Annotated in this window: 21 protein-coding genes and 1 riboswitch; of the genes, 1 reads left to right on the top strand and 20 read right to left on the bottom strand. The window is 52.7% G+C overall.

Going from position 1 to position 24,551, the window contains the following annotated elements; genetic code table 11:
• Positions 1-159 precede the first annotated feature (159 nt).
• The 4 genes from raiA to HPY52_03475 form a co-directional block, all read right to left on the bottom strand.
• Positions 160-699, bottom strand: coding sequence for a ribosome-associated translation inhibitor RaiA (gene raiA, locus HPY52_03460; GenBank protein ID NPV79323.1), 540 nt, complete (start codon positions 697-699; stop codon positions 160-162).
• A gap of 69 nt (positions 700-768) precedes the next feature.
• Positions 769-1,473, bottom strand: a complete 705-nt coding sequence (locus HPY52_03465) for an amino acid ABC transporter permease (GenBank protein NPV79324.1) — start codon at positions 1,471-1,473, stop codon at positions 769-771.
• A 90-nt stretch (positions 1,474-1,563) separates the two neighbouring features.
• Positions 1,564-2,367 carry a basic amino acid ABC transporter substrate-binding protein gene (locus tag HPY52_03470; protein ID NPV79325.1) on the bottom strand — a complete coding sequence of 268 codons (804 nt, stop codon included), beginning with the start codon at positions 2,365-2,367 and terminating at the stop codon, positions 1,564-1,566.
• Between the two features lie 191 nt (positions 2,368-2,558).
• Entirely contained in the window at positions 2,559-2,840 is a 282-nt protein-coding gene (locus tag HPY52_03475) for a zinc-binding protein (protein ID NPV79326.1), read from the bottom strand.
• 459 nt (positions 2,841-3,299) lie between these two features.
• On the opposite strand from HPY52_03475, the gene HPY52_03480 reads away from it, so the two are divergent.
• Positions 3,300-4,337 carry a Gfo/Idh/MocA family oxidoreductase gene (locus HPY52_03480; GenBank protein NPV79327.1) on the top strand — a complete coding sequence of 346 codons (1,038 nt, stop codon included), beginning with the start codon at positions 3,300-3,302 and terminating at the stop codon, positions 4,335-4,337.
• A gap of 53 nt (positions 4,338-4,390) precedes the next feature.
• Here HPY52_03480 and HPY52_03485 read toward each other — a convergent pair whose 3' ends face one another.
• From HPY52_03485 to HPY52_03560, 16 genes are all read right to left on the bottom strand, one after another.
• Positions 4,391-5,197 (bottom strand): ABC transporter ATP-binding protein, encoded by an 807-nt coding sequence (locus tag HPY52_03485; GenBank protein NPV79328.1) that lies wholly within the window; start codon positions 5,195-5,197, stop codon positions 4,391-4,393.
• Positions 5,198-5,203: 6 nt separating this feature from the next.
• Complete coding sequence (locus HPY52_03490; GenBank protein ID NPV79329.1) at positions 5,204-6,178, bottom strand: ABC transporter permease; 975 nt, start codon at positions 6,176-6,178, stop codon at positions 5,204-5,206.
• A 140-nt stretch (positions 6,179-6,318) separates the two neighbouring features.
• Positions 6,319-7,314, bottom strand: coding sequence for an ABC transporter substrate-binding protein (locus HPY52_03495; GenBank protein NPV79330.1), 996 nt, complete (start codon positions 7,312-7,314; stop codon positions 6,319-6,321).
• Entirely contained in the window at positions 7,304-7,804 is a 501-nt protein-coding gene (locus HPY52_03500; protein NPV79331.1) for an Lrp/AsnC family transcriptional regulator, read from the bottom strand. The genes HPY52_03495 and HPY52_03500 overlap by 11 nt, the downstream gene beginning before the upstream one ends.
• Before the next feature lie 124 nt (positions 7,805-7,928).
• Complete coding sequence (locus tag HPY52_03505) at positions 7,929-8,807, bottom strand: ComF family protein (protein ID NPV79332.1); 879 nt, start codon at positions 8,805-8,807, stop codon at positions 7,929-7,931.
• Positions 8,791-10,767 (bottom strand): DEAD/DEAH box helicase, encoded by a 1,977-nt coding sequence (locus tag HPY52_03510; GenBank protein NPV79333.1) that lies wholly within the window; start codon positions 10,765-10,767, stop codon positions 8,791-8,793. Before HPY52_03510 ends, HPY52_03505 begins: the two co-directional genes overlap by 17 nt.
• A gap of 58 nt (positions 10,768-10,825) precedes the next feature.
• Positions 10,826-13,096 (bottom strand): ATP-dependent RecD-like DNA helicase, encoded by a 2,271-nt coding sequence (locus tag HPY52_03515; protein ID NPV79334.1) that lies wholly within the window; start codon positions 13,094-13,096, stop codon positions 10,826-10,828.
• 84 nt (positions 13,097-13,180) lie between these two features.
• Positions 13,181-14,413 carry a hypothetical protein gene (locus HPY52_03520; GenBank protein ID NPV79335.1) on the bottom strand — a complete coding sequence of 411 codons (1,233 nt, stop codon included), beginning with the start codon at positions 14,411-14,413 and terminating at the stop codon, positions 13,181-13,183.
• Positions 14,410-15,480 carry a response regulator gene (locus HPY52_03525; GenBank protein ID NPV79336.1) on the bottom strand — a complete coding sequence of 357 codons (1,071 nt, stop codon included), beginning with the start codon at positions 15,478-15,480 and terminating at the stop codon, positions 14,410-14,412. Before HPY52_03525 ends, HPY52_03520 begins: the two co-directional genes overlap by 4 nt.
• Positions 15,481-15,888: 408 nt before the next feature.
• Positions 15,889-15,997: riboswitch (cyclic di-GMP riboswitch) on the bottom strand.
• Between the two features lie 36 nt (positions 15,998-16,033).
• Complete coding sequence (locus HPY52_03530) at positions 16,034-17,209, bottom strand: Gfo/Idh/MocA family oxidoreductase (GenBank protein ID NPV79337.1); 1,176 nt, start codon at positions 17,207-17,209, stop codon at positions 16,034-16,036.
• A 141-nt stretch (positions 17,210-17,350) separates the two neighbouring features.
• Positions 17,351-18,535: a methionine adenosyltransferase gene (locus tag HPY52_03535; GenBank protein NPV79338.1), complete on the bottom strand. Its 1,185-nt coding sequence runs from the start codon at positions 18,533-18,535 to the stop codon at positions 17,351-17,353.
• 228 nt (positions 18,536-18,763) lie between these two features.
• Positions 18,764-19,762 (bottom strand): UDP-glucose 4-epimerase GalE, encoded by a 999-nt coding sequence (galE, locus tag HPY52_03540; protein ID NPV79339.1) that lies wholly within the window; start codon positions 19,760-19,762, stop codon positions 18,764-18,766.
• Positions 19,763-19,810: 48 nt separating this feature from the next.
• Positions 19,811-21,400, bottom strand: a complete 1,590-nt coding sequence (locus HPY52_03545; GenBank protein ID NPV79340.1) for an LPS-assembly protein LptD — start codon at positions 21,398-21,400, stop codon at positions 19,811-19,813.
• Between the two features lie 37 nt (positions 21,401-21,437).
• Positions 21,438-22,442 (bottom strand): hypothetical protein, encoded by a 1,005-nt coding sequence (locus tag HPY52_03550; protein ID NPV79341.1) that lies wholly within the window; start codon positions 22,440-22,442, stop codon positions 21,438-21,440.
• Positions 22,443-22,514: 72 nt separating this feature from the next.
• Positions 22,515-23,789 carry a hypothetical protein gene (locus tag HPY52_03555; GenBank protein ID NPV79342.1) on the bottom strand — a complete coding sequence of 425 codons (1,275 nt, stop codon included), beginning with the start codon at positions 23,787-23,789 and terminating at the stop codon, positions 22,515-22,517.
• Positions 23,790-23,999: 210 nt separating this feature from the next.
• The gene (locus HPY52_03560; GenBank protein ID NPV79343.1) at positions 24,000-24,467 is read right to left on the bottom strand and encodes a hypothetical protein; all 468 of its coding nucleotides are present in this window, start codon (positions 24,465-24,467) and stop codon (positions 24,000-24,002) included.
• Between the last annotated feature and the right edge of the window lie 84 nt (positions 24,468-24,551).

Raw genomic sequence — 24,551 nt, forward strand, 5'->3', positions numbered from 1 at the left:
TAGGTTCCATGCCACACCGGCAACCTGGCTTTATGAACCCGCATTCAGCATTTGACATGCTATCGCCAAAAGAATGAAGCCCCGCGGCTTCCTTGAGCCAGCGAGGCTTCATTGAAAATATTACCAGGCGCTTTCAACGCGACCGTCAAAAGGTTCTTGCTAAAACTCCGGTTCGATCAGGCCGTAATTTCCGTCCCTACGACGATATACGACATTCACCTCTTCTGTCTCAGCATTGGAGAAGACGAAGAAGTCATGCCCGAGGAGATCCATCTGCATTACAGCCTCTTCCACGGACATCGGCTTGATGGCGAAGCGTTTTGTCTTCACGATGCGCGGTTCCTCTGCCTCACCCTGTTCGTTCGCCTCATTCAAAGCAGATTCCACCAATTTGGTGCCAAGCTGGCGCAGTTTCCGATTGATCCTCGTCTTATATTTCCGAATCTGTCGCTCGATGCTATCCACGGCGCCATCGATCGAGGCATACATGTCTCCGGTGGTCTCTTCACCCTTCAGCAAGAGCCCATCCACCTGCACGGTTATATCCACGGTATGGAGTCCCTTTTCGACACTAAAGACCACATTAGCCCCCACGATCGCCTTTTCAAAGAATTTCTGGATCTTGCCAACCTTCTTTTCGGCATACCCCTTCAGCGCCGGAGTGAGTTCCAGATTCTTGCCTTTGAATATTATTTCCATTCAGCATCAGTCCCCTTTGCATGATGCCATTTATTAATAGTATTTCTGGATGAAACCCAGAAATCCTGTTCAGTGAGGAATATGTAATTTCTTCTCAGTAAAGGCAACTAGTCTCGAGATGCTCACTGTCATCACTAGATACATGATGGCAACCATGGTCCATATTTCAAAAGGCCTGAACGTGCGCCCGATGACAATTTGGCCCTTCCTCACGAGTTCCTCCATAGCTATCACCGATACGAGAGAAGAGTCCTTGAGCAAGGCTATGAACTCGTTCCCAAGAGGTGGTATAATTCGCCTGAAGGCCTGCGGCAGGATGACATATCGCATAGCCTGAGCGTAGGACATCCCCAGGGACCTCGCCGCTTCCATCTGGCCTCTGTGAATGGACTGGATACCAGCTCGTATGATTTCTGCCACGTAGGCGCCGCTATTGATGCTAAGCGCAGAAAGGGCAGAAATATAGGGAGGCACAGGAGAACCTATAAGCTGCGGCAGCCCCATATGAATCAGGAAAATCTGCACTAGTAGGGGCGTCCCTCTCAGAAAATCCACGTAGACAGCGGCCAGGAGCGAGATGAGTCGACCTTTTGAGACCCTTGCTATGCCTACGAAAGTACCTATTATGATTCCGAAAAATACCGCAAGCGTGGTAAGGCGCAATGTCATCCAGGCGCCTTGAAGCAAGAAAAGCAATGACCTCTGTATTATATCTACTCTAAATGCGGGTAGAAGGCGGCCTATTACATCTAGAATCGACGACACCCCCGCCATACACCTCCCAAGTGGCAACAACGAAGCGTAGCGAACCCCTGATTTGCCTCCGAGGACACGCTACGCTCCTGATGAGGCCAACTAAACTTCTTACTTGCTCTCTTCGGCGGCCGCCTCAAAATATTTGGCGTAGATCTCGTCATATTTGCCTGTGCTCTTGAGAGTGGCAAGCGCCCTGTTGATATTTTTGAGGAGGTCCTCACGACCCTTACGTATCGCAAATCCATAGTACTCAACTGTAATTGGATTACCGACGATCTTGAAGGAATTATCTTGTTTCACGAAATCCTTGGCTACGGCAAGATCCATTATGCAGGCATCCACGCCACCATTTTTGAGTTCCAGGAAAGCATCAGGCACAAGGTTGAACCTCTTGACTTCGCCCAGCTCCTTCATCTTGGATGCGAAGAGATCACCTGTGGTGTTGATCTGAACAGAGACCTTCTTACCAGCAAGGTCCTGCGGGGTCTTGATGCTATCATTATTGGCGAGAGTAGCGATAACAAGACCAGCGGTAAAGTATGGATCGGAAAAATCTACGCTCTGTGCGCGTTCATCTGTGATGGTCATCCCAGAGGCGATGACATCATAATTTCCATTCAAAAGACCTGGTATTATTCCATCCCACGCGGTATTGATTATCTCGGCCTTCATGCCCATTTCCTGGGCAATGGCAGTGATAAGGTCTACATCAAATCCTTTGATCTCACCTGTTTTTTCGTCTTGAAATTCGAAAGGAGGGAAGGCGGCATCGGTGCCAACTTTGAGGACTGGCAAATCCGCCCCGGCTTTCCCGGTCGCGGCCTGCTCCTGCGCAGGCTTCCTGACGGCCAGGCCGACGGCGATCAGGACGATGGCTGCGACCACAATCAAGAGAATCGCATTGCGTTTCATCTATTATTGTACCTCCTCAGGTCATTAATAAAAACCGTGCGGCATAATTATACACTACCCTGAGGAAGGTTATCAATTATATCCATAAAAATGCATCCCACAGAAACGCCGGATATGAAAAACAGAAGAAAAGGCGTGACGAACGTCACGCCTGACTGTCCCCAGACACTTGGAGCCTACTACTCGGAAGACTACCCTCTCATCGAGTCAAAGCAATCCTTGCAGTAAACAGGACGATCATTCCGCGGCTTGAACGGGACCTGGGCTTCGCGGCCACAGGCAGAGCATGTGACTGTATACATTTCCCTGGGCCCACCCTCGCTGCGGCCTCTCTTCCTGGCTGAACGGCAATCTCTGCAGCGTGTAGGCTCATTCTGGAAGCCCTTCTCTGCATAAAATTGCTGTTCGCCAGCAGTGAACACAAACTCAGCCCCGCAATCGCGACACTTTAGCACTTTATCCTTAAACTCCACTGGACTTATCCCCTCGCTTCCGGATCTTGGTCCTTGCTCACCCGAGCTAGTCTTGCTCTTACTTCTGCCCGCAGACGGTATCCGTGAAGTCGTGGGGACAGTCTGCCCGTTTTACTGCAGGGCCCTCAAGCCGGCAGGGCTCAGGAACTATAGCTCTGACCTCTTGTCAGCCGCCACCCTGGCCTTTCCGTCCGCGACCGATGTAAGCCCCGGTCGCGGGATTGAACAAGATCGCAGGATTGAACAAGACTTACCATCGTTATTATACAGCGTTCCCCGCCGAAAGGCAAGAATTATTTGTATTCTCGTATTCTCGAGGTCATATGAGGAGCTCCTTTGGTTGACTCGAGCGAGAGCGGATGTAGCAATGGTCAGCTCTATAGAAGGAGAACATCTATATGGAGCGAAATCACCTTATGGAGAGTCCTACATTCAGCCTAATGGGAGGGCGATAGTCTCATGGATGTAGTGAGGGCAGCTATCGTAGGAATGGGAATCGGCAGGCCCAATGCCCGTGCCATCGCGCGAAATCCGCGAGGCCGTGTAGTAGCGCTCTGCGATCTAGTAGAAGAGCGTATGAAGGACTTTGCGAAAGAGCTTCCTGAGCCCGTGAAAATGTATACTGATTACAAGGAAATGTGCAGAGATCCAGAGATTGATGCGGTGTTCGTAGGCACTCCGAACCAGTGGCATGTTCCTATCGCTCTGGAGGCCGTGCGCAACGGAAAGCATGTGCTGGTGACAAAACCCCTGGCGGATTCGGAGAGAGCAGCTGCGGAACTGGTAGAGGCGGCTGAGGCGGCCGGGGTAGTAAATATGATGTCGCTGAGCACGAGATTTGACGCCCCATGCCGTTACCTGGGGAAACTTGCGCAGAATGGTTTCTTCGGCGAGCTATATTACGCACGGGCCCTGAGTGTCAGGCGAAGCGGCATACCAGCCTGGAATCTGGGCTTCATCCAGGCAGGCGGCGGAGCATTCCGTGATATGGGTGTACATGTACTTGATGCCGTCTGGTGGCTTCTGGGGATGCCGAAGCCTATCAGCGCCCTGGCTATATCTGGCGCGAAATTTGGTCCAAGAGGCCTCGGCTACTGGGATTGGAAGGTGCCTCCCAAGGAGGTCTACACACAGTATGCGGCAGACGACTATGCAGGCGGCTTTATTCTATTTGAAGGCGGTATCGGCGTTCAGGTGGAGAGCTTCTGGGCTTCACACCAGCCGGAAGAATTCCAGATCGTGCTCTTTGGAACCGAAGCTGGCGCGAAATTATCACCGCTTACCCTCTATCGCACTGAAAATGGAGCTCCCCAGGACATCACCGTTAATATTCCTAAAGGCCCGGAAGCATGGGACGCGATCGCTGCACATTTTATCGACTGCATCCTCGACGGGGTCCCGTGTGAGGCCCCGCTACGGCATGGTCTGATCGTCCAGAAAATGATGGAGGCTGTTCTAAAGAGCGCGGAAATAGGCCGGGAGGTCCGAATATCTTAACACCGATGGAGGTGACGGGGCCTCCGTCACTTGGAGGCGGAGAGTCGTACCCCTCACGCCAGGAGCAATCGGTCCTCTACCAGCTGCTCTCCCCTTACTTTGGCAAACTGGTCGAGCAGATCCTCCACAGTCATGCCCTTTCGCTCTTTCCCGGACACGTCGAGGATCACTTCACCTTCATGCATCATGAATGTCCTTGTGCCTACATCGAGCGCATGTCGGAGATTGTGGGTCACCATGAGGGCGGTGAGATTGTTCTCCTTCACGATGCGGCAAGTGAGATTCAAAATCTGTTCGGCAGTCTTTGGGTCCAGTGATGCGGTATGCTCATCCAGCAGCAATAGTTTCGGCCTGGTCATGGCCGCCATCAGGAGGGTCAAGGCCTGCCGCTGACCGCCCGAAAGGAGGTGTACCGGGTCAGAAAGGCGCTTTTCGAGCCCCAGGCCAAGAAGGGCGAGATATTCTCGGAATAACTTCCTGTCAGCAGATACGACTCCCCTGGATAGCCCGCGCCGCTTACCCCGCTTCATTGCCATTGCCAGATTTTCTTCTATCGTCATGGATCCTGCGGTGCCATGGCCTGGATTCTGGAAAACCCGCGCCATGAACCTCGCCCGCTTATATTCAGGAACCCGTGAGATATCGACGCCGTCAAGCCTCATGACACCAGCATCAGGGTAATAGACCCCTGCTATAATGTTGAGAAGCGTAGACTTTCCAGCCCCGTTGCTTCCAATTATCGTAACGAATTCGCCCTCTTCGAGACTGAAATTCACATTCTTGACAGCGACCTTCTCACCATTTGTCGTGTCGCTGCCACCGGTATGAAAGACCTTGCTGAGGTTCACGACTTCTAGCATTGACATCTAACGCGCCTCCTGATTTACCCTTACACTACCATTATCCGCGTTGGAAACGCCTGAAACACCAGAACCTGATACACCCCTGGCATTTGATCTATTCAATCTGATATGTCGTTTCAGAGCAGGCGCGAGAGCAGACCCAGGAGCGGCAAGAGCAATGACGACCATTATGGCTGTCACCAACTTGAGATCCGTGGGCGCAAAACCAGCCCTGAGAGCAAACGAGATGACAAATCGATAAACGATGGAGCCGGCCACTGCGCCTACCACAGCTCTAGCGACTGTTCGTGGAGGCACGACTACCTCGCCGATGATCACCGATGCCAGCCCGGCGACCACCATTCCGATACCCATGCCTACATCAGCAAACCCTTGAAATTGCGCCACCAGCGCGCCAGAAAGAGCCACAAGAGTGTTGGAAAGGCCCAGCCCCAGGATCTTCATGGAATCTGTATCAACCCCGAGGCTGCGGATCATCCTCTCATTATCGCCGGTCGCTCTGAGAGCCAGGCCTACTTCGGTATGTAGAAAGACGACGATCAAGTATGAGAGAATAGCTGCCGCTATAAGGAATACGGCAAGCGCACAGGCATCCTCGGGCAACCCCGCGTCACCAACCATGGTGAGCACCGTTTTCTGGCGTAGAAGGGCGACATTAGCCCGCCCCATTACCCTGAGGTTTACCGAATAGAGTCCGGTCATGGTCAGAATGCCGCTGAGCAATCCTGATATCCGGAGCTTTGTATTGAGAATCCCTGTGGTGATCCCCGCTATAAAACCCGATGATGCCGCGACGAATGTAGCGATGAAAGGATCGGATCCCCCTACGATGAGGGTCGCCGCAACCGCTCCCCCCAGTGGAAAACTGCCATCAACAGTAAGGTCTGGAAAATCCAATACCCGGAATGTCAAATAAACGCCTATAGCGAGGATACCATAAACAAGGCCCTGTTCCAACGCGGTGCGAACTAACTCGATCGTCGAAGACACCTCATTTCATGCCTGGCCGCTCGGCCCAAATCTCGAATACCCGATGTCAAGGATTGATCAAACGCGATCCGGGCATAGACCAAGGTCGAGCGACCAGCGCTCACTACACTACAGAGAAATGCTATCCCCTATTTTATGACTTTATCGGCGCTCTTGACAAGCGCTTCTGGAAGATTCACGCCCATTGCCTTCGCGGCTGAAACATTGATCACCAATCGCATTTCCTTTTGATACTGGATCGGCATCTCTGCCGGATTCTTTCCCTTCAAGACCTCAACGGCCATGGCCGCAGTCTGCTTTCCGAGCCTGTAGTAATCTATTCCTACCGTAGCGATGCAACCACGGTCGACAGAGTTCTCTTCCCCCGCTATCACGGGAATCTTGTTTCGCTCCGCCACCTTGATGACAGATTCCAGGGCGGTAACCACAGTGTTATCAGTCGGCACATAGATGGCGTCCACACGCCCGACCAGGGATTGAGCAGCTTCATAAACCCCACTGGTGTTGCTGGCAGTTGCCTTGATAATCGTAAGCCCGCGCTTCTTTGCGTCCGCTTCCGCGAGTTCCACCTGGACTACTGAATTCACCTCACCGGCATTGTATATGATCCCAATGCGTTTCGCCCTGGGCACAATCTTTAACAGCAGCTCAAATTGCTCAGATACCGGGTTGAGATCTGAAGTGCCGGTGACATTGGTCCCGGGGTGCGCCAGATCCTTCACGAGACCAGCCTTCAAGGGGTCAGTAACGGCTGTTATCAGAATCGGTATCTTATTGGTCACATTGGCGGCTGCCTGAGCCGATGGCGTTGCAATAGCCAGAATCAAATCCACCTTATCGCTTACAAACTTCTGAGCGATCGTCTGAGCCAGGGACAGGTCGCCCTGAGCATTCTTGAAATCAATCACCAGATTTTTGCCTTCTACATAGCCCGCCTCCGCGAGCCCATCGACGAATCCTTTGCGAGCCGCGTCAAGAGCCGGATGCTCGGCGATCTGCGAAATGCCGATCTTGATTTGCTTGGCTGCGCCCGCCCCAAGACTCACGAATAACAAGCTGACGACCAACATTAGAATAGTAATGGCTGTCCCAGCTAGTCTTCCCGCTATGATTTTATGATTCATTTCTTTGAGCCTCCCCTTCTAAGCCTAAGCCACCGCTCCATGTGTAACTTTGCTTGCAAATCTTTAGAACTAGCGAGGTATCTGAACTTACAACACCAGGGATGCGCCTCAACTTGCGCGTCAGAAAGTAAAATAAATCCTCATTTGATTTGACTGTTACCTCAGCGATTAGGTCATGAGAACCGGTGCAAACTGCAATATACCTGACCTCAGGAAGCCGCCCCAGCGCCTCTATCGTCCCTTCCGGGTCATCCCCGGAGACCTTGATTCCAACAATCGCGATGAAGTTCATGCCCAGCCGAGAGGGATCAACTACGGCGGCCACCTTCACGATCCCATTTTCTATCATCCTGGCGACGCGCTTACGCACTGTTCCCTCAGCCACCCCTAACTCGCTGGCGATCATCGTGTACGGGGTCCGGCCATCCCTAAGCAAAAATTTTAAAATCTCCCTATCAAGCTCATCTAGCGCTGCACCTGATTCGCTCAATCCCATCCCCCCGTGACCATCATTCATTGCCATATACGAATTTCGTCATAAATACCCCCCTGCATTTATGCTTTTCTTACATATTATACTCGATTTCGACGTAATGTGAACGCCTCCTGCTAGATCAATGGACAAAATTCTTTCCATACCAATCGGACTGTAGAATCCCCACAGCTGCTACCACAACTGAGACCGAACGGGCGCCCGCCTTTAGCAAAGCCATTGAGCACTCGTTGGCTGTGGTTCCTGTTGTAAGCACATCGTCTACCAATAAAACGCTCCGCCCTGCCACGTGGGAAGGGCTGACAACCTCGAAGACATCACCTAGATTGCGCCTCCTCTGATTCCCTTTGAGGAGGCTCTGGGACATCACGCCATCACCACGAGCCATGGCATCTGTGACAACCCCGATCCCCACAACTTTGCCAAGGCTGCGCGCCAAAATTTCAGACTGATTGTACCCACGCGTTTTCATTCTTTCAGGACTGAGCGGAACCGGCACGATCATATCCGAAGCAAGAAGCCGCAAATCCCCTTCCAGGCATCTGGCCATGAGGAGTCCGAGGGCCTCTCCCACGTGAAGGGCCCCACGATATTTCAGATCATGAATCCGCTCTTTCACTATGCCATCATATACGGCTACAGCTCTCGCCTTCTGGAAGATCCGGCCATGCCTTCGGCATTCTGAACAAAGCAACGCCGCCCTCGGCCGCGGCTTCTTCCCTCTATCGCCCTCGGCCCCTTGATCATTGCCCCTGAGCCCAGGCTTCTCAGGATCACTGTTCAGCCTGGTTCCTTCATCATTGCCCCTGAGTGGTCTTCCGCATTTCTGACACATGGGGGGCACCACAAAAGGTATCTGTTCGAGACATGCATGGCAAATCTGTCTTCCCTCCAGAGAAAAGTCCATCGGGCCGAAAGGCTCTCCACACAACAAGCAATAGGATTGGGGCATAACCAATGAGACTATGCCCCGCCACAAATCTTTACCAAATGTGCCCAAGCTTTCGCGCCTCCTCATTCATAGATGAAATAGCGTGTATCGCCTTTCTCATCGCGGACGAAACCGCCTTTGCCGCAAACCATACCTTTCCCGCAGGGAATTCTATGGTCCTACCAACCCTTCCAGCCATCTGGATCAGGGTCCCCTCATCAAAGATTCGCTCATAGTCAGCGTAGAGGACCAGGACATTTACACCCGGCACCGTGATTCCCCTTTCCATGATTGTGGTAGTGACCAATATATTGATCTCACCACACTTGAAGCGCCGTATTTTTTCTTCTCTGCTCTCATCCCCACTATGTATCCATGCTACGGAGGCCTTTCCGCGCAGGCGTGACCGTGAGATGGCGTTTTGCAGGCTGGGTCCGATCGCCTCAGTGAGACGAATGGTAGGGACAAATATGAACAGTTTGGCGGGCAGAGATGCTTCTATGGTCTCCAACACCTTGCCAGGGATCCGCATCGTCTTGGAGATAGCCATATCATTTCTCGAGTCGGGATCTCCTGGAAGATTAAGGTATATTATCTCTGGAACGGGCACTGGGTGGCCATGATGCCTGGCTGGTATCTTCACCAGGAATATTTCCCCGGAAATAACCCTTTTCTGAAGCTCGGCTGAAGGAGTTGCGGTCATGTAGATTATCTTGCCATCTGGTCTCGCCGCCCTCTGGACTGCATGATGCAGCATCCTGCTTCCTGCATATGGGTAAGCGTCAGCCTCGTCCAAGACTACTAGATCGAAGGCCTGATAAAATCTAATAGCCTGATGGGTGGTCGCCACTGTTATGCCAACCGGGCTGATACCCCTTACGTCCTTATGAGCTCCGGCATGCAGCTCGGCTACCTGAATGCTGGTGAAAGCTTCTGCGATTCGGGGAGCGAGTTCGCTCACCACATCCTTTCTTGGGACGCAGTAAAGAACGTTGCCCCCGGCACAGATTGCCCGTGATATAGCGCGGAATGCAACCTCAGTCTTCCCTGCCCCGCAAACCGCCCATACGAGGCTTTCTTTCAGGCTACCGCTGCGCATGAAATCGTCGAGGGCCAGAGAGGCAGCCTCCTGAGGCCCAGTCAGGCTAAATGGTAGTTTGAACCGCGCAAGCTCGCATGATGGCCGGGTCCCCATCTGGTCTTCCTTGCAGCTGCACTTCTCGCGGCCCGCCTGACTATCCCCCTGTCGTTTCACGATGAAAAGGGGTTCACACATCCTGGATACGCCCATGGAGCTGCACTCAAGACACATAAGACAATGGGAATTACCACATCTAGCGCATTGCGTTTCAATGATCCTGTGAGTCTCGCCACACCGATTACACCTGGCCATGCCAACAGGCCCCACACTGATGGCCGGGATGAAATCCGCCAGGCCCATAAGGCATGCCAATTGAAGCGCATCTATAACAGCGGCGTTGATAACCAGGCCGGCCCTATCAAGCGCCCCTTTCACTTCACGGAGAAAGAGGATCCTCCCCTCAAGTGGGCCTAAAATCTCCGAGATATTATCCTCGCTGAGTAGGATCGATGGATGAAAGCATGACAGACTGGAGCCGATCTGCAAGGGAGAACCGCACAGAGTGGCCGGAATTAAATACCTGCCAGGATCGTACCCCAGGTGTGTCAGGTACCCCAGAACATCCCTCCGTATATGCCTCACAACGCCATTTAGTCTGGCCCCGCAGCCGGCCTCATTGCCTAAAAGGTTGCTCTTGAGTTTCAACTTATTCAACATTTTGGAAATAAACAGATAGAATTTGACAGGGGGTTCATTTTCAATTGCGGGCCTCAAGCAATCGGAAATGAAAATGGCATGAGCCAAAGGCAAGGGGCCTGCCAGGGGAATGAAATGATCATAATGCCTGGTGATCCAAAACTCTTTGTCTAACTTGAGATCATGGGTGACCCGAATCCTTATATCGCTATGATCTGAAACGAGGTACAGAAAATACTTGTGATTATACACATCCTTCCCCCGGCCACATCGAATCTCCTCTGCAAAAGATGTGCTGCCGGGTCATAATTCAAGACATCACTGCACTTTTGATCCGTGACGCAAGCCCGCTATACCGGACAGCGGAACGGTCATTCCTTACCGCCATAGCTATTGCCTTTTTCGTGCCAACTAGGATCACTGCCCGCCTGGCCCTGGTAACAGCGGTATATAGGAGGTTCCTTTGCAGCATGATATAATGCTGTGTTGTGATGGGCATTACCACCACCGGATATTCACTTCCCTGGCTCTTATGAACAGATGCAGCATATGCCAGCACCAGCTGGTCGACTTCCGCGCCCTCATATTCCACCTCCCTTGATCCATCCTGATCAGAGAATCTCACCCCTAGAACCCTCTCCCTCGGATCTACATGGACCACTCTTCCGAGGTCTCCATTGTAGACCATCTTGTCATAGTTGTTTACAACCTGCATGACCTTGTCGCCCTGACGAAATATCATATTCTTGGCTTTTAATTCTGGCTTATGGCCAGCTGGCGGATTCAGCGCGTTCTGAAGGAGGTTATTCAATTCATCCACGCCTGTTATAGTCTTGCGCATAGGCGACAATACCTGGATATCGTCAAAAGGATCGCATTGCAGCCGCCCGGGGAGCTCGGTCTCCACCAGATCGCGAATCAGGCCAGGTATCTTTTGAGGATCTTCCTCCTCTATGAAAAGGAATTCCCCATAGCCGTCTTTGCCCCCTGCTAAGATCGGGAACTTGCCCTCATTGATGCGGTGAGCGTTAACGACTATCATGCTCTCCCTTGCCTGCCGGAAGATCTCTTTAAGCTCGATGACTGGTATCTCCCGGGATGCGATTATATCCCTGAGCACCGCCCCCGGTCCCACGGATGGCAGCTGATCTTTGTCTCCCACAAGAAGAATGCGCATCCCCGGCCTTGTTGCCCTGAGGAAACTAGCCATGAGCGGCAAGTCTATCATGGAGACCTCGTCAAGGACCACTGCGTGCATATCAAGCGGACAATCTTCGTTCCTCTGAAACCGCATCACCCCACCTTCGGGAGCGACTTCCAGAAGACGATGAAGAGTGCGCGCTTCTCTCCCTGTCGCCTCCTGAAGGCGTTTTGCCGCCCGTCCCGTGGGAGCCGCCAAAGCCACCTTCAGCCCCAGCGCCTCCAGGACCCGAACGACACTCCTGATAGTGGTTGTCTTGCCAGTCCCGGGCCCGCCAGTTAGGACCAGGACCCCGGAACTCGCGATGCTTGAGACAGCCTTCTGCTGAAGTGGAGTAAGCTCGATACCAGCACTGCTCTTAAGCTGCGCCATGAGCTTCTCCACCGTCTGGAGGGGAGCGGCAGGCACCACGGGACCTCTCGCGAGAGCCACAAGCCGTTCTGCCGTCTCCGTCTCAGCGCGATGAAGCCAGTTGAGGTAGACTGGGGCCTCCGGGTCAATATGTGGCCCGCCATCTGAGGCCGCTGCGACCGCCCACAGCCCTCCCGGCGCAGACATAGAAAAGCCCCGGTCTTCCACAGTGATCTCACGCTTGTTTGCAAGATACCTTATCGCATCCATCACCAGGCTCTCATCCGCCGACAGCAGATCCCTGGCGGCGGAGCGAAGCATTTCCAGGGGGTAATAAGCATGTCCATCTTCAGCCAGCAGCGAGAGGACATAGATGATCCCTGCACGGATACGCTCGGGAGCGGAAGGATCAATTCCCATCTTGAGGGCGATCGCGTCAGCCCGCTTGAATCCTATGCCATAAACATCGTCAGCCAGGCGGTACGGATTCTTCTTGATCACAGAAATAGCGTTGTCCCCGTACGTCCGATAGACTTTCACGGCGCAGGCGGGAGTCACCCCGATCCCAGCCAGGAACACCATGACCTTGTGGAGCTCTTTCTGCTTGCTGACCTCCGAGGCTATAGCCATAGCCTTTTTCATGCTGAGTCCTGGTATTTCGACAAGCCTCTGTGGGTCCTCCTCGATTACCTTTAGGGCATCTTCCCCTAATAGTTTCACGATCTTCTTAGCGGTAGCACGCCCGACCCCTCTTATGGCCCCAGAACCCAAATATGCCTCTATCCCCTGCGCAGTATTCGGCGCCACCGGGGCTGAATCTTCCACCTTGAATTGCCGGCCATATTGGGGATGAACCACCCAATCGCCATAAAAATCTCTCAGCTCGCCGGCTATCACCACGGGGAAAATGCCGACCGCCGTAGTCGACTGGGGGGCGCCATCCCCCTCGCATCTTATCCGTAACACGGAATAGCCCGTCTTCTCGTCCCGAAATGTTATCCGGTCTACGAAACCCCGGATTGACTCCAACCTGCACCCCTCCTGGAATCTTGCCCCAACAGGAAACAGCTGAGCTGCCGCAGCCTTGACGCTAGCGGGTCAGCCCCACAATGCCTAGCTATTTAAAGGTAAGGTGAAATAAAATGAGGACCCCTTCTCCTCCTGACTTTCAACCCATATCTTGCCACCGTGGGCCTCGACAATTCCCTTAGATATGGAAAGTCCAAGACCGAGTCCTGTTCCCGGTTCCCGGTCCTTGCCGCGCACAGGGCCAAAAGGCTCAAAGATGCTCTCAAGTCTCTCTTTCTTGATTCCCACGCCGCTGTCGGTTACCTCGACTTGCACATGGTCTCCCGCATGACTGGCCCGGACCAGGATCCTTCCCTCCGGCATTGTAAACTTGATAGCATTGTCAAGTAAGTTAGTAAGCACCTGATGAATTCGATCTCTATCCCACTTTCCCATAACAGGACCCGAGACTTGTACAGAAATCTCGATCTTCTTGGCGGATGCCAACGGCTTGACTTCCTGAACCACGCTACTGATAACTTCGCACAAATCCATATCCCCGAGGTTCAATATCAATTCACTATGATGGATTTTCGCCATATCCAGGACATTGCTGATGATTCGCGCCATCCTAAGGATATTCCGGTCGATCACCTCCAGAGCATCCCTCTGCCGTTCAGACAGATCGCCCATCCTTCCCTGAAGCAAAAGCTGGACATATGCCCTCACAGACGCAAGGGGGGTCCTCAATTCATGCGAGGCAACCGAAACATAGTCCAATTCCGGGATCCCCTGTCCATTATATCCTGTGGGCGCGGATCTTTCCAGTTCAAGGGGAAATTCCTCTTGCATGCCGATGGGATTTTCGATAGGTCTCTCGGGAGAAAGGAGCGCCAGAGTTTGGGATGATGTTCGTATCTTCGTCATTTCCTTTAGAATGAACATCATACAATCCGCAAAAGCCGCCAACGCGGGCTCGTCCCCATCTTTTGGTCTGAGTTCCTTCCCGCCGGCCAGGACGAACACCCCCACGACGCGACCTCCATCTATTAAAGGGACGGCCCTCAGGGGCGATGGGCTCCCCACTCTGAAGAGTCTCAACATCGCGCTTCTGAGCCCTTCATCTATATCCGCCGCAAAACCGGAAATAACCTTTTGGTCAATGCCAAAAGAAGCGGCTATGTTAAAGGAATAATCCCCTCTGATGAGCAGCAAGACCCCCCTGGATGCTCCCATAAGAGAACCTGCCGATCTCAGAACCACGTCCAGGATCGCCTTGAGGAGCTTGAGGGGGGCGACGAGACCTCCAGAATTTATTGCGAAATTGGCGTCCGTCATGGCATATTCACCAGCGGATTTAGTCTGATGCCATCTTGGGTGATCTCGAGACGATGTTCACCGGGAAGGTAATTGCTGCCGCGCAGCTTTTGGATGCGCAATAGCCTTAGATCCTCATCACCGATGTTCCTATTTTCCAGCCAGATGATCCCATCAGCGGCGGCAGCCTCAGGAACCACATCAATGGCAGTCTCGGAATATTCACCAACCCAGAGGGCAGTCAAGGAATAAGCGGAAAAAAGGCGAACAATGCCAAACAATGTTTTACGATACTCCACCATCGAGGGGGAAAAAGTGCGCAATGATCTGAAGCTGTCGATGGCGATGATCTTGGGGAAATTGCTCCTCACTATGTCCATGATAATTTCAGGGAGGCACGAAATACCCTCGCGTACGAGCCTATCACTGACATCGAGGAATTTGACATTTCGGGTCATCTTATCAGGATCGAAAAAAGAAAATCTTTGAACATACCTGACTGCCTTTTCGAGGCCCTCCCATGGGGCCGTCACGTAGGCGGCAGGAAACTCGTCGCTGGCGTTGGAAAAGAGTATCTGCTGAGCCAATACTGACTTGCCTGTCCCGAACGCTCCTGCAATCAAGTGAATGGCATTGACAGGCAGGCCGCCGCCCAATACCGCATCCAGATTCTTATCACCAGTCGCGAGACGCTGCCAAGATGACGCATGGAGGTCTCTGGACCGCTGGGTGAGCTCCTTGACAGTCATGACAAACTGCGCTTCATCCATTGGCTTCAAGAGGAAGGCATCTGCTCCCGCCTCACGCGATCGCTGCCTTACCATGAGCTCGCTGAATACCAGAATCGGTATCTTACCGGTCCTCGGATCATCCTTGAGGCGACGGCAAAGGCTCAATCCGTCCATGCCGGACAATAATATCTCAGTGATCACAAGATCAGGGCCCAGCTGAGCCGCCTTCTCCGCAGCAGACTCCCCATCGCCGGCAGTCTCAACACGGAATCCCTCGGCCTCTAAGATGCGCCGTTCCAGCGAAGACATGCGAGAATCATTTTCGACCACCAGTATGAGCGGTGCATGTTCTGGCATCACATCCCTATCCTTTCCTGAAAGCGATATCTGGATTGCCTGAATGAGCTAGTGCGCGATGCCGGAAACCTTTACCCATCTAATCTTTCAATGATCACAGAGAAAATCCTGCATAGCGAGCCAGTTTCGGCGGAGAAGTGGAAGTCCTGGCCGATCTTCAGATATAGGCGCCGGGTCCCAACGCGTGATTCCCAGGGGCCGAGGCTGTAACGCTCACAACAAAAATCGGGGTCGAAAGGTCCGGGCTCTTGGGTGGGGCGGGAAGTGCGCGCTCCTTCCATGGGAGGAAGCGCAGACCCGAGCCCTTTTCGACCCCGACGCTTTGATCGAAAAATAAAACCTGCCCGGGAATTGCCATACCCGTAAAGCAGGTGAGCAAACTCAAGGGAACCCTATTCCTGCCCGGCTTCCGGCAACCCGGCTATCATAGCCGACCATCGCATATTATGCGTGGCTGTTGGCTTTAGACCCGTGGCTTTGCGTCCCCGCCTTTTGGACGGATTTGCCTTTATCTGATCCGGATGAATGTAAACAATATATATCGAAAGTATCGTCAGAAGATCCTCTCGAACCTCAGCCCGCGCCAGATAGAGCGAGCCTTGGCCACAATATTGGTTCGCTGATTCGATGCAATATCATAATATCCACCGTTCAAAGGAAGATATTCACTATTGGACCTCATGGAATCTTCGGCCCGGTCAAGCACGCGCACCACGGCAAGGCCATTTTTGCCATCAGTGAGCGGTTCTTTGCCTTCCTCTATACATTCTATAAAATGAAGGCATTGATTCCTCAAAGGTTCACTTGCCTGTATCTTGGGAATCGTCACAGCAGGCATCCGATCTCGGCCGCCCTCGGCGCCGCCGACAAGGTTCTTGACCCGCTCTTTATTGTCTCGAAGACTATCTCCTGAGTTCCTCACTACAGGTATTGGAACCGGGGAGGCGAAATTTGGATTTTCCACGCCGTTATTGTAAATCTTAACCTTTTCCTGAGGATCGACATCATCAAAAATCGCCATCCGATTGCGTCCTACGATAACGGTGGTGCTTGCCTTCCTAGGCTCAGCCCAGCTAACGTGGATATTAGCGATGATATTGTTCTGAAACCGCAGGGAGAGAAATGCCATATCCTCCAGCCTCGGATTCATAAAGGCCTGGCCGCCAGCAGATACGTGGGTGGGCTCTTCGCCAAGAAGATAAAGGAGGATCGCCACATCATGGGGAGCCTTATCCCAAAGCACACTCACGTCATTTCTGATGAGGCCGAGACTTGTCCTGATTGAACGTATGTAGCATACGGGTCCTAGTTCACCTGATTGAATATACTCTTTTATCAACTGTATCCCTGGGTGATATGCAAGGATGTGTCCGACCATGAGCACCTTGCCGGTTTTCTGTGATAGGGCCACGAGCTCTTCGGCGTCTACCGGGGAGAGGGTGAAGGGTTTTTCCACAAGCACATGCTTTCCACGCAGCAGACAAGTTCGGGCTATCTGGTAATGGGTAGCAGGTGGTGTCGCAACAACTACTGCATCGATTTTAGGATTTGAGGCTATTTCATTAAAATCATTCGTAACCTTTATCAATGGATGATGCTCTTTTATCTGCCTCAGAACCCCATCTCTCTTGTCGCAGCATCCTACAAGCTTTGCAGACGGGAGTTCGCTCAAATTACGAAGATAATTTCGGCCCCAGTTTCCGCAACCAATTAGAGCGACGTTTATCAACCCACGAATCCCCCTCCATCAGCCCTGCGGCTTCCAAAACCCCAAATTGTCTAGTACATTCCACAGAGATGGTCCAATTCCTCCCGTTATACCGATTCTCTTTTGAGGTAAAATCATCAAATCAGCGGAGAAAACCGCCCTCTAATCAATGCCGGCCTCTTCTCTAAGGGTCTCTGCAAGATCTGTATTCTCCCAGGGGAGGTCCAGATCTGGCCGACCGAAATGCCCATAGGCAGCCACCTGGCGATATAGGGGCCGTTTTAGCTGAAGAGTCTCGATTATGGCTGCTGGACGAAAATCAAAGTGATTATGGACTAGCCGCTCGATTTCGCTGTCAGGGAGTCTACCTGTACCAAAAGTATCGATGCTGACAGCCACGGGCCGCGCGACTCCTATCACATATGCGACCTGAACCTCGCATTTATCCGCCAGCCCGGCGGCCACCACATTCTTCGCCGCCCATCTGGCTGCATATGCGCCGGACCTATCCACTTTTGAAGGGTCCTTACCGGAAAAGGAACCCCCACCATGGCGCGCAATGCCGCCATAGGTATCAACGATGATCTTCCTTCCTGTCAGTCCTGAATCTCCTTGAGGTCCTCCGACAACGAACCTGCCTGTCGGGTTTATATAATATAACGTTTTCTCGTCGAGGAGCTCCGGGGGAATAGCTTGTTTGATCACATGGCGCTCTATATCAGAACGCAGCCTGTCATACTCCACCTCAGGATGGTGCTGAGCAGACACAACTACTGCTGAGACCCTAACGGGCTTTGCGCCATGATATTCAACTGTCACCTGTGTCTTGCCATCGGGGCGGAGATAAGGTATGATCCCGGATTTTCTGACCTCGGCTAGCCGACGCGCAACCTTATGGGCAAGGGCGATAGGCATCGGCATCAGTTCCGGCGTCTCATTCACGGCAAATCCGTATACTATACCCTGATCACCGGCGCCTTGCTTCTCGAAACCATTTACCGCCCCAGCTGCCCGGAGCTGGCGGATCTCGAGGGACTGCTCCACTCCCATGGCTATGTCGGGCGACTGTTCATCTATCGAGGTTATGACTGCACATGTATCACAATCGAAACCGTATTTTGCCCTGGTATACCCTATGGATCGCACAGTCTCACGCACGATCCTTGGAATATCAACATAGCATTCAGTTGATATCTCGCCCATAACCAGCACCAGGCCAGTGGAGACACATGTCTCGCAGGCCACCCTTGCATCTTTATCTTTATCCAGAATTGCATCTAGTACCGCATCTGATATTTGGTCACAGATTTTGTCCGGATGTCCTTCAGTCACTGATTCGGAAGTCAGGAACCTTACAGTGTCGCTAAAAGGGCCTGTCAACTCAACCACCCCTCATCTGGCTGCTTGCTCAAAACAAAACCCCCTCCGGATTCGGAAAGAGGTTATGGCCTCACTATGAAGTTTCCCTTTTCAAGGTCAGGTACATACTACCATAGTTGATATTGCACGTCAATGCCTGCCCTTCCAAAAAAGTCCTATCTTTCCAAAAGATCAGCGCGCCCGCGTATGGATCCTTTATCGTCCTCTCGCGCCCGCAAATCCATAAGGATGGTTCTTATGCCAGTTCCAGGCGGTCGCGACAATATCTTTCAAGTCGGGAAACCTTGGAGTCCACCCCAATTCCCGCCTGGCAAGTTCAGAGCTCGCCACCAGCATTGCGGGGTCACCGGGGCGTCTCGGACCCTCTTTCACAGGGATCTTGTGGCCGACTACCTCCTCGCAGACCCTTATAACTTCTCTGACAGAATTTCCTGTTTCATTACCGAGGTTATATATACGGGAGCCCATGCCGCCTAATAAGGCCTCAGCCGCAAGGACATGAGCCGAAGCAAGGTCACTTACATGGATGAAATCTCTTATGCAGGTTCCATCTGGCGTGTCATAGTCTATGCCGAATATCTCTATGCTTGGCCTGAGCCCGAGGGCAGTCTGAAGCACAAGCGGTATGAGCTGCGTCTCAGGATCGTGGTCTTCGCCAATGGCGCCGGAGGGATCTGCTCCAGCGGCGTTAAAATACCTGAAGGAGACATACTTCAGGCCATAGGATCTATCATAGCTGGCCAGCATCCTTTCAAATATCAGCTTCGTCTCACCATAGACATTAGTTGGATTGCATGGTGCGTCCTCCCTTATAGGGATATGGGCAGGCTCCCCATAGACTGCGGCGCTAGATGAGAAGACAATGTACTTCACGCCGGCCGACCGCATGGAATCCAGTAATTTCAGTCCACCCACAACATTATTCCAGTAGTATTTGGCGGGATTCACCATAGACTCGCCGACGGCAGTATCCGCCGCAAGATGAATAACAAGGTCGACCTTCCTTTCTTGCAATACACGGCTCAATCTGTCCTGATCCAATATATCTCCTTGAATAAATTCCCCTCCGTGCAGGGCCTCCACATGACCCTTCGACAGATTATCATAGGTGATGGTTTCATGGCCACCCTCCAATAAAGCCTTTACCACATGGCTTCCAATATATCCGGCCCCACCAGCCACCAAAACGCGCAATTTATTCTCCCCCTCATGGATGGACTTGCGAAATCTATAGTCTATAGACTATCTCGTGAGCTTCACGCCAAGCCCAAACTCTTTCCTCTTCTCCCTCCAGGTCACGGTCACATCAAAACAATGTAGATGCCTGGCTACGGTCCAGTCGCTATCTACAAGGACCTGTGTCCTGAGATCATATTGGCCTGACCAGGCGATCGTCCACCCGGGGAAGGCGCCGAGGCTAAACCTCCCGTTCAACTCATCTGCGTCGGATTGTCTGTCAAAGGAAAAGGGAGTCTCCCCGATGGCCCTTACAACCCGGTAATCAAGCCCCAATTGCGACGATGGCCCCGCCTGTGCCGCGAGGCTGATGGTCGCATCGATGGCGCCTGCTGAATCGCCCGTGCCATAGAAACGCCTATTTGCTTTCATGCTTGCCCCGAGCGAGACATTTTTCGTAAGCTTCAAAGGATCAGCGAGGGATATTTGCATTTCCGCAGTCGCCCGCGCGGCTTCCCGGCCTGTGGCCGATTCGGCAAATCTCCCGGCCTCACCTACTAGCTTCACAGAGACCTCATCACCAATCACCCGAAAAGGCTTAGATTCTACCTGGATTCGCGGGATGGCATCCACATAACCTACGTCCTGCCTTGTTCGCTCTGCCGCCGCCAAATAGCGATAGTTCCTTGACTCACCTTCGAGACGGATGCCGCCTGCAGTTGGGAACGATTGTTTCCAATCGAGATCTGCACTAGCATTTATACCTGGCGCTGGAATATAAGAAAGATCGACCTTCGCCTGCGCCCCGTCAAGACGGCTCCAGAGGATCCCGCCATGCCCGCTCAGTTTATCTCCTTTGACAATGCCCAAAGACTTTGGGCCATAATCATAATCAAACCCGAGAGCCCAACCGGCGCGACTCGCGTATTCGGCATCAATGGAGAGCTTGCTGTAGTCGTCAATGGAATAATGGTAATCAGCCCCGACTATCACGCCCTTGTCCGGCTTATAGGCCAACCGCACATGAGGCATTGACTCATCCCAATCAACCTGTGGAAGCATGCTGTCTCTCGCCTCGGTCTTCTTGAGGGGCAAGGTCAGTCTGGGGATCGGAATCACAGGGTAACGGCCTAGATATAGAACGACCCTTTGGGCTACCAGACGATCGCCAGGATATATGACGATTCGCCTGGCTCGCACGCTGTAGCACGGGGTTTTGAGATCGCATCTGGTTACCACGCTGCCATCGAGAACGAAATCATGTCGGGTGATAGTGGCAGAATCCGCGCCAATGATGAGGCCATCCACCACAAGATGGGCGCTATCGAACGAGATCTCTCCGGAATTCATGTCATAGGTAAGTCTATCGCACTTCCCCGAATCAGTCTTCTTTTTGAAGGTCACATTTCCCGCTGCCACCAGGGTCTGCGCTGAAAGATCAGCGTCAATCTGATCTGCGGTGATGGTGATTTCGCCGCTATTCGCGCTGACGTTCCCGGTGGCAATCACATACATCCTATCTGCCACATATTCAAACGAATCCGCATCAATGACGATAGGCTCAGCAGCCTCGCAGGCCCTGGCAACGAGAACGACTGTCATGAACATGAAGATAGCGACAGCTGGTAATATGGCCCATAGGCTTCGATCTTTCAAACAAGAAATGCGCAAATCTTCCAACCCTCGCACAAATCTATTGTCCCTTGGGAGCAGCCGGCGAAACCCCGGGTTTGATCTGAATGACAGGGAGATCTGATATGGATCCGCTGGCATCTCCCGGATAGGTTAGTCCAAGCGCCTCAACCTCCTTTTGGACGGAGACAAACATCTCGGTGCCCGCAGGTAAGATCGCTTCCTTGCCTTCAACCAGGAAGCCGCCGAGCGCGCCTATAGGGCCGAAGATCACGAAGCCCGCGACACTAGCCCCTACGGCAAGCTGCAGGCTTTCATTCATCTTCTTCACACTCTCACTGAGGCCCAACATTATCCTCGTTCCATCTATGGCCCGGATAGAACCAAAATCAAGCTCCACCTTGCCATCGCGGCCAAGGCGACCTGCTGGCTCGACGCTGGTTATCGTGGCCGCCCCTCGAGTACCTTTGGGGATCACCACTTCTGTACCTACGATAACATCCCGGGAAACCTCATATTGGATTTTGTCGCCTTTCTTTGCGTTGGCCGAGCTGAAGCCCTCAATCATCCTGATCTTCACTGCCGTCCCCGAAGGAATCCTGACCCTGGCCATCGAGACTCTCCCCTGGGGCAGGCAGAGGTTGACCAAATCCTCCACTCTGGCCACAATCGAAATCCCCTGCTTCGTGTTGCCGGTTATAAGTTTCTCCAACCTATCAACCTTCGGGACGACAGGTTCAGAGCTCACAGCTCTCATGAGATTCCATTCGACTGCGGCCAGCTTGAAGGCAAGGGACGGCCCTTCCAGGAGGCTTGCTCCTACAAAGGCATTGAGCTTAGCCACCCTGTCCATGATGGTCCCGTCTTGCTCCTTGCCAAAAAGGTCTTTCTCCATCTGGCCAATCCGAGAAATAATGGCGCCACTGGATTCCCGACCATAGAGAAGCATTTCGGCCTGAGAGAGATTTGTGAGAAGTGGCGATTCCCCTAATGCGACGGGAGTTGCGGGCCCCAAAGTCAAAGCGCACATTATCGACAAAACAACATAAAGTGATCTCGTCTTCATATACTACTCCTCCATATATACGTCTGGCGAACAACGGAAACCCGGCGCCGCAGATGTCAATGGCGTGATATCCTAGAACCTTATTGTAAGCTCAGCGGTCGCCATATTGGTCCTGGTATGAGCCTGATCCGAATCGCTGATTTCGGTGAAATCAATAAGCTTATACCCAAGGCTCAGGAGGGTGTCAGTGCCAAAAGAATAGCCGATCCCGAGGCTAGCCACCGATTTTGCGCTATCCTGCGACGGGTTGCTTCCGTCCTTGGCTAGAGTCTGCCAAAGAAAAGGAAGATCCAATTCCAGGCTGACCCCTGCTCCCTTCCCCAGGTTGAGGCCCTGCACCGACTGGTTGCGAGAGCGCGAGTATGAATAGCCAGCCTTTAAAAATGCACTATCGCCCAGTAGAAGGCTATAGTCGACACCCACTGTAGCAGTTCCTTTAGTAGAAGATTGCCCATCGTCTTGCGTCGCCGCCTGAGATAAGACATAGCCAGCGGAAATATTGGCAAGCTTGGACAGCGCATACTCGAGCCCGACGGACGCTATCACATCCTCCTTGTCGTCCTGCTGCCCGTCACGGGAACTCCGCCCGGCGGGCGTTCCTTCAGGAGCAGCCCCGGGCTTGTCACTCTTTCCCTCCGGGTTCATGAGCACAGGGATCTTGAGTTCCGCCTTGATACGATCTTGCGATAGCAGGGTGAATGTAGCCGGCTGGGCTTTCTCTTTGTCTTTCTTAGCCTCTGCCGGGGGAACAGCGGCAGGCAGATCTTCCTTGCCTGACAGCAAATCGGAAAGAGTAACTCCCGCGCCTGGATCCGCAAATGACCTGGGCAGCACCTGGGGGCTATGATCTGCAAATGAGATCTCCTGCACGGATACCATGGCTAGTTCGCTAACAAATTCTGATCTCAATCGCTTTATAGCCTCTTTCTGCACGCTATTCAGCGCCACAGGGGGCTTTCGGGTCTCGATGGCGTTAGTGAGCCTAGATATGATGCATGCAATCTCGTACCGCGTGTAAAGCCTGTCACCGGAGAATGACCTCTCGCTATAACCTTCCACAAGGCCCATCCTGGCAAATTGGGCAATGTCATGGTAGATCCAGCTACCGCGCTCAACCAGAGCAAAGGGCCCCTCCCCTGAGATACCCGCGGGTTCCGGAGAAAAGGGGCCAGTTGAGGCCAGGGCTGCATAAGAATAAAGCGCACATATGAGCAAGGTCACAACCAATGTGGCCCGCATGATTGTAACCCATTTAGTTGTCTTTAGAGAAGCTACGCCCACCATATATCCCTTCAGATGAGAATAATCAATACGCCCGGCCCGATATAGATATTCGAACGGACGCACCCAAATCCGGGCCTCCAATATCACGGGAACCGAATTCTCTCTGCTGGAATCGAATTCCCTCGCCGGAGGCGATTCCCTCTGCCAAGAGCGATTTCCTCCGCCGGAAATGGGTTCCCTCCGCTGAAAATGGCATCGCTCCGCTGGCTCTATGATCATTATCTATGTAGATAGTATTAGATAATATTCTCCTTCTTGCCGCCAGATCCCTGCTCAAATAGGCCCGGGTAAAATCAGTTTTTCCTTCCATTTTCCGGCAAAAAACCTTTCTGCTAATATTATAGCAACATAATCGTCATATGGTCTATCCGGGACCCTCAACCCAGCGGGAATAAATCTTGTAATTCCTCTCCCCGGGTGTTCCTTCAAGTATCTTCGCCTGGCCTCCACGCTGGTGAGATGCTCATCTACCAGGAAGACCTCCGTGCCGGGCCCTCCTCCTTCCCCGCAACATCGCGCCAGAACGGAAAGAGCCCATCTAGATCCGGTGCGATCGCCTAAGACAAAGACAGCAAGTTTATACCTTGTGAGCAAATCTCGGATGGTCTCGTGCAATTCATGGGCATCTATGACCGCCCGGCACAAAATGTGACCATCCCGCCTTACCACAGCCACACCACATTTATCGCTACCTGGATCAATTGCTATCACAACATCTGCCTGTTTCGACAGAGACCTCAACCCCCTATTAGAATCCCGCCTGTGCTGGCGGCAATCCCGTCACTTAAGCCCAGCACACTCCATAAAACCTCTAACATGGATAAT

Source organism: Bacillota bacterium (assembly GCA_013178415.1).
GTDB lineage: Bacteria > Bacillota > SHA-98 > Ch115 > Ch115 > Ch115.